Raw genomic sequence first — 5,794 nt, forward strand, 5'->3', positions numbered from 1 at the left:
ACGATTGAAGATTTGAAAATTGCAACGAGTGAAGCAATTACCAATGCAGTCCAGCATGCCTATAAGGGCGAAGATGGGGAAGTGCTGATCCGCTTCAGTCTTCATGAAGATCATCTTGAGGTCGTTGTATCAGATAGCGGAAATAGTTTTGACTTTGAAGAGACAAAAGAAGCTTTGGGGCCCTATACAGAAGATTCAGTTGAACTCCTTCGCGAAGGAGGGCTGGGCCTTTATTTAATTGAAACGCTTATGGATGAAGTGAAAGTGCATCAGAATAAAGGGATTACTTTGTTTATGACAAAGTATCTTGAAGGAGAGCAGGTGGAGAGGGATGCAGAAACCATCTCGACCTAATCAGGCTGCAAAGCTTAAAGCGATCGAATGGATAAAAGCCTTTCAGGAAAACGGCGATAAGGATGCGCAGGACAAGCTTGTAAAACATTACTATGGTCTTGTTGAATCCATTGCCCGTAAGTATTCAAAAGGGCGTTCACACCACGAAGACATCGTGCAGGTAGGGATGATGGGTCTATTAGGGGCAATTCGTCGCTATGATGACTCTTTCGGCAAAAGTTTTGAAGCGTTTGCGATTCCGACCATTGTTGGGGAGATCAAACGGTTCCTTCGAGATAAAACATGGAGCGTGCATGTGCCGAGACGTATTAAAGAACTCGGGCCAAAAATCAAATCAGCGAATGAAGAATTAACAACATCGCTCCAGCGGTCGCCGCTTGTGAGTGAAATCGCACAATATCTTGATATTTCTGAAGAAGAAGTACTTGAAGCGATGGAAATGGGCAAAAGCTATCAGGCATTGTCTGTAGACCATTCAATCGAAGCAGATTCAGACGGAAGCACCGTAACACTTTTAGATATTGTCGGAAACCGCGAAGAAGGATATGAACGCGTTGATCAGCGTCTTGTACTTGAAAAAGTTTTGCATGTGTTATCTGAACGTGAAAAACAAATCATTCAATTTACGTATCTTGAAAATTTAAGCCAAAAAGATGCAGGGGACAAGCTTGGTATTTCACAAATGCATGTCTCAAGGCTTCAACGAAGAGCAATTAAAAAATTGAAAGAAGCGATTCACGCAGAGGCGTACTCAACGGAGCACCTTACTTAATGAAAAAGTTAAAAAATGCGCAGCTGGAACTAATTGCCGGCATTCATTCGAAAAACAGAAATTCTTTTTGTGGGGATACATACTATTTCGCTCAAGAAGAAAGTTCCTTTGTTTGTTTGCTTGCTGATGGCCTTGGAAGCGGCCGTTACGCTTATGAATCGTCGTATGCAGCGGCGGAAATTGTTGAACAGCAATGGCAGGCGGAGACGGTCGAAGGAATGATGGATTTAATTAATAAAGCAATGTTTCATAAGCGGGGAGCGGCCGTCGCGCTGTTCAAAGTTGATTTTGAAGCATGTAGCTTTGAATATACATGCGTTGGCAATATTCGTTTTTATTTGTATGGACCGGATGGAAAGCTCACCTATCCGCTACCTGTCACAGGCTATTTATCCGGGCGGCCGCAACGATACAGAATGGAGCGCTTTATGTATGAGTCAGGGAGCAAATTTCTTGTCCATTCAGATGGGATCAACTTGCTCAACACAAAAGAGCTTATGCGTTACCGAACCGTGGAACAGATTGCAGCCGCGTTGGATGAAGTTGCTTTAAAATCAAATGACGATGCCACATTTCTAGTTGGGAACCTGCTGTGAATCAGCGGGTTTTTTCTTTTTTTGCTACAATGTATGTATTCGACAGAAAGAAGCGGAGGCACCACAATGGATGAACAAATGATCAAAGCAACGGCAGCAGATACGAATAGTAACACAAAACAAGTTCAGGCCGTCATTCAATTAACAGAAGAAGGGAATACAATTCCCTTTATCGCCCGATACCGAAAAGAAATGACTGGATCCCTGGATGAAGTTGAAATTCGTACTATTCTAGAGCGATATACATATCGGAAAAACGTGGAGCAGCGCAAAGAAGAAGTCATTCGCTCAATTACGGATCAAGAAAAGATGACACCAGAATTGGCAGCATCTATTAAATCTGCTGCTACACTTCAGGCAGTAGAAGACTTATACCGTCCGTTTAAGCAAAAAAAACGGACGAAGGCATCAGTTGCAAAAGAAAAGGGGCTTGAGCCGCTGGCAAAATGGCTTTTGTCATGTCTGAAATCAGCCGATATTGAACAAGAATCGCGCCGATATATAAATGAACAGGTAGAAAATGTGGAAGATGCTATTCAAGGCGCTTCAGACATTATTGCTGAAACGATTGCTGATGATGCTGCTATACGTCAGCGGATTCGTCTGGATATGACAAAATACGGAAAAATAAAAACCGATTTAAAAGGTGAAGACGAAAAAGAAGTATTTAAAATGTATTACGACTATGAAGAGCCTGTAAACAAGATCGCACCACATCGTACACTAGCAGTTAATCGTGGAGAAAGTGAAGGGGTGCTGAAAGTGAGCATCGCCTTTGACGAAGAGCGTGTCATCCGTTATTTAACAAAAATGTTTATCCCGAACGAACAAAGTGTCGCGGCGCCGATCATTCTTGGTGCTGCCCGAGACGCATACAAACGCCTCATCCGCCCGTCAGTAGAGCGGGAAGTGCGTAATGAATTAACTGAAAAAGCAGAAGAGCGAGCGATTCATATTTTCTCCGAGAACTTAAAAAACCTGCTGCTTCAGCCGCCGCTAAAAGGAAAAGTTGTTTTAGCTGTTGACCCAGCTTATCGGACCGGATGTAAAATGGCGGTCGTTGATGAAACGGGCAAGGTGCTCGCTATTAAAGTCATGTACCCGCACGTCGGTGAAGGAAAAAGAAAAGAAGCTAAAATATTGTTTAAGCAGATCGCGGATGAATTTGAAGCGGACATTGTAGCCATTGGAAATGGAACGGCCTCCCGTGAAACCGAGCAATTTGTCGTTGAAATGCTTCCAGAACTGCGCAAACAAACCGCATATATCATTGTGAATGAGGCGGGCGCAAGTGTATATTCTGCATCTGACATTGCCCGTGAAGAGTTTCCGCATCTTCAAGTAGAGGAAAGAAGTGCGGTTTCGATTGGCCGCCGAATTCAAGATCCATTGGCAGAGCTTGTGAAGATCGACCCGCAATCAATCGGTGTCGGTCAATACCAACACGACGTTTCGCAAAAAAAATTATCCGGCTCTCTTGCATTTGTTGTAGAAACAGCAGTTAATCGTGTTGGTGTAGATGTGAATACAGCATCACCATCACTTCTTGAACACGTAGCCGGTTTAAATAAAACCGTTGCGAAAAATATCGTTCAGTTCCGGGAAGAAAACGGCAAATTTTCAAAGCGTTCCGTTATCAAAAAAGTCCCTCGTCTTGGAGGGAAAACGTTCGAGCAATGCATCGGTTTTCTTCGTATTACCGATGGTGAAGAACCGCTTGACCGTACACCGATCCACCCGGAACATTATAAAGAAGTGGGCGCTTTATTAAAATCGCTTGGATTTAAAACAACAGATATCGGCTCTGCAGAACTGGCAGCATCACTTCAAGAGATTGATCTAAAGAAAGTTGCCGCAGAGCTTAATATCGGCGAGCTGACGTTAAAAGATATTATTGATTCCCTTCAAAAGCCTGGACGTGATCCGCGTGATGAAATGCCGGCGCCGCTTTTGAAGACAGATGTGCTTAAAATGGAGGATTTGAAAAAAGGAATGGAGCTTGAAGGGACCGTCCGGAACGTTACCGACTTCGGCGCATTTGTAGATATTGGCGTCAAGCAAGATGGACTCGTCCATATTTCAAAGCTGAAAAAAGGTTTCGTAAAAAACCCTTTTGATGTTGTATCTGTTGGCGATATTGTTACCGTCTGGGTTGATTCTGTGGAAGCGGGTAAAGGTAGAATTTCGTTGACAATGGTTAAAGAAGAATTAAAATGACATTCACTGATAAAGAGATTCAAAAGCTGACGGAAGATTTGTCTCTGCGATTTTTCGAACGGCCTTTTCTGCACAGAGCGTATGTGAATAAGCGGCTTCGCACGACAGGAGGCCGCTATTTGCTGCAGTCTCACAACATTGAAGTGAATGAAAAATACATCGAAGCATATGGGGAAGAGGAGTTTATAGGGATTTTAAAACACGAATTGTGCCATTATCACCTGCATATAGAAGGACGAGGATACAGACACGGCGATCGGGATTTTAAAGCACTGCTGAAAAGGACCGGATCGCCTCGACACTGCCGGTCTCTCCCTGAGTTAACGAAAAAAGCGCGGCTAAGAATCGTCATCCGTTACAATTGCCAGGCATGTGGAATAAGGTATGAAAGACGCCGGCGAATCAACACGAAAAAATATGTGTGTGGATCCTGCCGGGGAAGGTTAAAAGAAATTAATGAATGATTATATTGACATTTGCTGCTCCAATTGGTATTTTAATTGAGCAGCTTTTTTTATAAGCAAATTTAAAGGGAAAATAATTTAAAAAGATGTTGACTATAAATAAGTGAATCGTTTATAATACTAATTGTCGATTAGATGACATTCATTATTCCGCAGTAGCTCAGTGGTAGAGCAATCGGCTGTTAACCGATCGGTCGCAAGTTCGAGTCTTGCCTGCGGAGCCATCTGGGGAAGTACTCAAGAGGCTGAAGAGGCGCCCCTGCTAAGGGTGTAGGTCGGGTAACCGGCGCGAGGGTTCAAATCCCTCCTTCTCCGCCAGATTTGTATTTTATATTGGCCCCTTGGTCAAGCGGTTAAGACACCGCCCTTTCACGGCGGTAACACGGGTTCGAATCCCGTAGGGGTCATCGTCGGGAAGCCGGCTTCACCGGTTTCCCTTCTTTATGCCACTTTATATTGGTCCGGTAGTTCAGCTGGTTAGAATGCCTGCCTGTCACGCAGGAGGTCGCGGGTTCGAGTCCCGTCCGGACCGCCATTTTCTTGAAAATAATGGGCTATAGCCAAGCGGTAAGGCAACGGACTTTGACTCCGTCACGCGAAGGTTCGAATCCTTCTAGCCCAGCCATTTTCGAGCCATTAGCTCAGTTGGTAGAGCATCTGACTTTTAATCAGAGGGTCGAAGGTTCGAGTCCTTCATGGCTCACCATTTATAAAAAAAGTTTAAAGGGTATTGACGCAGAAAGTTGAAACGTGTATAATTTATCTTTGTTGGTAAATAGAAATTGTGTGCGGAACGCTATCATGCGGTCGTGGCGGAATGGCAGACGCGCTAGGTTGAGGGCCTAGTGGGGGCAACCCCGTGGAGGTTCAAGTCCTCTCGGCCGCACCAATAATAAGCGCCCGTAGCTCAATTGGATAGAGTACTTGACTACGAATCAAGCGGTTAGAGGTTCGAGTCCTCTCGGGCGCGCCATTATTATGTTTGAAGCAGTTTCCTTTTCAAAGGGACTTCTTCTAAGAACGTGCATGTCCTGTGTACAACAAAGAAGCCAGAACATTCTATTCAAATCCGGGAAGTAGCTCAGCTTGGTAGAGCACTTGGTTTGGGACCAAGGGGTCGCAGGTTCGAATCCTGTCTTCCCGACCATTTCATTTAATGAATGAAATAGGTTACTATTTGCGGGTGTAGTTTAATGGTAAAACCTCAGCCTTCCAAGCTGATGTCGTGGGTTCGATTCCCATCACCCGCTCCATTACAATTGAACATTGAAAACTGAACAAAATCAATAAAAACGTCAACGTTTTAATTTTTATCTTCCATTAAAAGTACACCCCGTATTTTTAATGGAAACAAATGAGCAAGTCAAACACTTTTTGGAGAGTTTGATCCT

General features: G+C 44.0%; 5 protein-coding genes and 10 tRNA genes. All 15 read left to right on the forward strand.

Annotated features, from left to right (window positions below; translation table 11 throughout):
- Positions 1–354: anti-sigma B factor RsbW (gene rsbW / locus BA724_RS06550; protein WP_069937879.1), on the forward strand; the 354-nt coding region annotated here is incomplete at its 5' end.
- Positions 332–1,126 (forward strand): RNA polymerase sigma factor SigB, encoded by a 795-nt coding sequence (gene sigB, locus BA724_RS06555; RefSeq protein WP_069937880.1) that lies wholly within the window; start codon positions 332–334, stop codon positions 1,124–1,126. The genes rsbW and sigB, both read left to right, overlap by 23 nt.
- Entirely contained in the window at positions 1,126–1,722 is a 597-nt protein-coding gene (locus BA724_RS06560) for a PP2C family serine/threonine-protein phosphatase (protein WP_069937881.1), read from the forward strand. Before sigB ends, BA724_RS06560 begins: the two co-directional genes overlap by 1 nt.
- A gap of 66 nt (positions 1,723–1,788) precedes the next feature.
- Positions 1,789–3,939, forward strand: a complete 2,151-nt coding sequence (locus BA724_RS06565) for a Tex family protein (protein WP_069937882.1) — start codon at positions 1,789–1,791, stop codon at positions 3,937–3,939.
- Entirely contained in the window at positions 3,936–4,403 is a 468-nt protein-coding gene (locus BA724_RS06570) for a SprT family protein (protein WP_069937883.1), read from the forward strand. The genes BA724_RS06565 and BA724_RS06570 overlap by 4 nt, the downstream gene beginning before the upstream one ends.
- A gap of 149 nt (positions 4,404–4,552) precedes the next feature.
- Positions 4,553–4,627, forward strand: a tRNA-Asn gene (locus tag BA724_RS06575).
- Positions 4,628–4,630: 3 nt separating this feature from the next.
- Positions 4,631–4,721, forward strand: a tRNA-Ser gene (locus BA724_RS06580).
- A gap of 17 nt (positions 4,722–4,738) precedes the next feature.
- Positions 4,739–4,810 (forward strand) — tRNA-Glu (locus BA724_RS06585).
- A 51-nt stretch (positions 4,811–4,861) separates the two neighbouring features.
- Positions 4,862–4,938, forward strand: a tRNA-Asp gene (locus BA724_RS06590).
- Between the two features lie 15 nt (positions 4,939–4,953).
- Positions 4,954–5,028, forward strand: a tRNA-Gln gene (locus BA724_RS06595).
- A 5-nt stretch (positions 5,029–5,033) separates the two neighbouring features.
- A tRNA-Lys gene (locus BA724_RS06600) sits at positions 5,034–5,109 on the forward strand.
- A gap of 97 nt (positions 5,110–5,206) precedes the next feature.
- Positions 5,207–5,292 (forward strand) — tRNA-Leu (locus tag BA724_RS06605).
- A gap of 7 nt (positions 5,293–5,299) precedes the next feature.
- Positions 5,300–5,376, forward strand: a tRNA-Arg gene (locus tag BA724_RS06610).
- A gap of 97 nt (positions 5,377–5,473) precedes the next feature.
- Positions 5,474–5,550, forward strand: a tRNA-Pro gene (locus tag BA724_RS06615).
- Between the two features lie 32 nt (positions 5,551–5,582).
- Positions 5,583–5,656, forward strand: a tRNA-Gly gene (locus BA724_RS06620).
- Positions 5,657–5,794: the final 138 nt, after the last annotated feature.

Origin of the sequence: Domibacillus iocasae, assembly GCF_001750285.1 — a bacterium.
Lineage (GTDB): Bacteria > Bacillota > Bacilli > Bacillales > Domibacillaceae > Domibacillus > Domibacillus iocasae.

Coding starts and splice junctions, on each gene's coding strand:
- BA724_RS06565 (WP_069937882.1), top strand. CDS start 1,789: ATGGATGAACAAATGATCAAAGCAACGGCAGCAGATACGAATAGTAAC.
- sigB (WP_069937880.1), top strand. CDS start 332: ATGCAGAAACCATCTCGACCTAATCAGGCTGCAAAGCTTAAAGCGATC.
- BA724_RS06560 (WP_069937881.1), top strand. CDS start 1,126: ATGAAAAAGTTAAAAAATGCGCAGCTGGAACTAATTGCCGGCATTCAT.
- BA724_RS06570 (WP_069937883.1), top strand. CDS start 3,936: ATGACATTCACTGATAAAGAGATTCAAAAGCTGACGGAAGATTTGTCT.